The following is a 2222-nucleotide window of genomic DNA, read 5'->3' as shown; positions in this document are numbered from 1 at the left end:
CCACACAGGCAGCAGCGTCTTCAGCAGGCCAGCCTCAGGAACACCACCCCCACCCACAGCACCAGACACCCAACCAGGCATCCAGCCCACAGGAACCAGGGGCAACAGTTGCTCCCTCAGACACCCAACAGCGCGCCCCCACCATCACCACCAACCAGGCACCACCCAGCCAAACCAGGCACCACCCAATCACCAGCAACAATGAGGAACGTTCGTCTCTTCTTGCGCCCGCTCTCCACACGTCCAACCACACCCAAACCAGCCACGGAGGCACGCCTCAACGCAGCCCAGCCCAGGCGATCACAGTCAGACTCCACAACACCGAGCCACACGTGCAGCAGCTGCCCGGCCAACCCCTTCGGTCAACCCACCAACAACCACCACACCCAAACAGGCTCCTTAGAAAGGAGGTGATCCAGCCGCACCTTCCGGTACGGCTACCTTGTTACGACTTCGTCCCAATCGCCAGTCCCACCTTCACGCGCTCCCCCCACACGGGTTAGGCCACACGTTTCGGGTGTTACCAACTTTCGTGACGTGACGGGCGGTGTGTACAAGGCCCGGGAACGTATTCACCGCGGCATTGCTGATCCGCGATTACTAGCGACTCCACCTTCATAGGGTCGAGTTGCAGACCCCAATCCGAACTGAGACCGGCTTTCAGGGATTCGCTCCACCTCACGGCATCGCACGCCCACTGTACCGGCCATTGTAGCATGTTTGCAGCCCAAGACATAAGGGGCATGATGACTTGACGTCATCCCCACCTTCCTCCGAGTTGACCCCGGCAGTCTCCCATGAGTCCCCACCACCACGTGCTGGCAACATGGAACAAGGGTTACGCTCGTTGCGGGACTTAACCCAACATCTCACGACACGAGCTGACGACAGCCATGCACCACCTGTCACCGATCCCCAAAAGGACCCCCCATCTCTGGAGGATTACCGGCAATGTCAAACCTTGGTAAGGTTCTTCGCGTTGCGTCGAATTAAGCAACATGCTCCGCCGCTTGTGCGGGCCCCCGTCAATTCCTTTGAGTTTTAGCCTTGCGGCCGTACTCCCCAGGCGGGGCGCTTAATGCGTTAGCTACGGCACGGAACCCGTGGAAAGGCCCCACACCTAGCGCCCAACGTTTACAGCATGGACTACCAGGGTATCTAATCCTGTTCGCTCCCCACGCTTTCGCTCCTCAGCGTCAGGAAAGGCCCAGAGACCCGCCTTCGCCACCGGTGTTCCTCCTGATATCTGCGCATTTCACCGCTACACCAGGAATTCCAGTCTCCCCTACCTTCCTCAAGCATGCCCGTATCCACTGCCAAACCAGCGTTAAGCACTGGACTTTCACAGCAGACGCGACACACCGCCTACGAGCTCTTTACGCCCAATAACTCCGGACAACGCTCGGACCCTACGTATTACCGCGGCTGCTGGCACGTAGTTAGCCGGTCCTTATTCCCCACCTACCGTCAACCAGAGCAAAAACCCCAGCCTACGTCAACAGGAAAAGAGGTTTACAACCCGAAGGCCGTCATCCCCCACGCGGCGTCGCTGCGTCAGGCTTTCGCCCATTGCGCAATATTCCCCACTGCTGCCTCCCGCAGGAGTCTGGGCCGTGTCTCAGTCCCAGTGTGGCCGGTCGCCCTCTCAGGCCGGCTACCCGTCACCGCCTTGGTAGGCCATCACCCCACCAACAAGCTGATAGGCCGCGAGCCCATCCCCAACCAGAAAAACACCTTTCCACCCCCCACCATGCGGCAGAAGGTCACATCCGGTATTAGACCGAGTTTCCCCGGCTTATCCCAGAGTCAGGGGCAGGTTACTCACGTGTTACTCACCCGTTCGCCGCTCGACTACCCCCCCGAAGAGGAGCGCCTCGCTCGACTTGCATGTGTTAAGCACGCCGCCAGCGTTCGTCCTGAGCCAGGATCAAACTCTCCACCACAGGCCAAACAACCACCCCCACAAGCCAGGAAACACACCCAACCACACAGGGGCAGCCAAACCTAAAAACAGAGAGCCAAACCCTCAAACAAACACACCAACCAGACACCCAACCACAGCCAGGCCCCCAGCCAGCATGCCCTCAAAGGAACCCAACAACCACCACGCAAAAACGCGGCAGCCAAGGGCCAAAAAACAAGGCACAAGAAAAACAAACACGCGCTGTTGAGTTCTCAAGAAACAACCGCCCAACCCCCACAAGCCAAAAACCAGCTCTTCA

At 59.0% G+C, this 2222-nt stretch carries 1 protein-coding gene and 1 rRNA gene; both read right to left on the bottom strand.

Annotation, left to right across the window (positions count from 1 at the left end):
- Positions 1-403: 403 nt before the first annotated feature.
- A 16S ribosomal RNA gene (locus ABD848_RS24680) occupies positions 404-1943 on the bottom strand.
- An 83-nt stretch (positions 1944-2026) separates the two neighbouring features.
- The coding region (locus ABD848_RS24675) for a hypothetical protein (protein WP_344977551.1) at positions 2027-2222 on the bottom strand (196 nt) is incomplete at its 5' end.

The sequence above is a fragment of the Salinactinospora qingdaonensis genome (assembly GCF_039539445.1).
Taxonomy (GTDB): domain Bacteria; phylum Actinomycetota; class Actinomycetes; order Streptosporangiales; family Streptosporangiaceae; genus Salinactinospora; species Salinactinospora qingdaonensis.
This window is presented reverse-complemented; position numbering and strand designations above follow the sequence as displayed.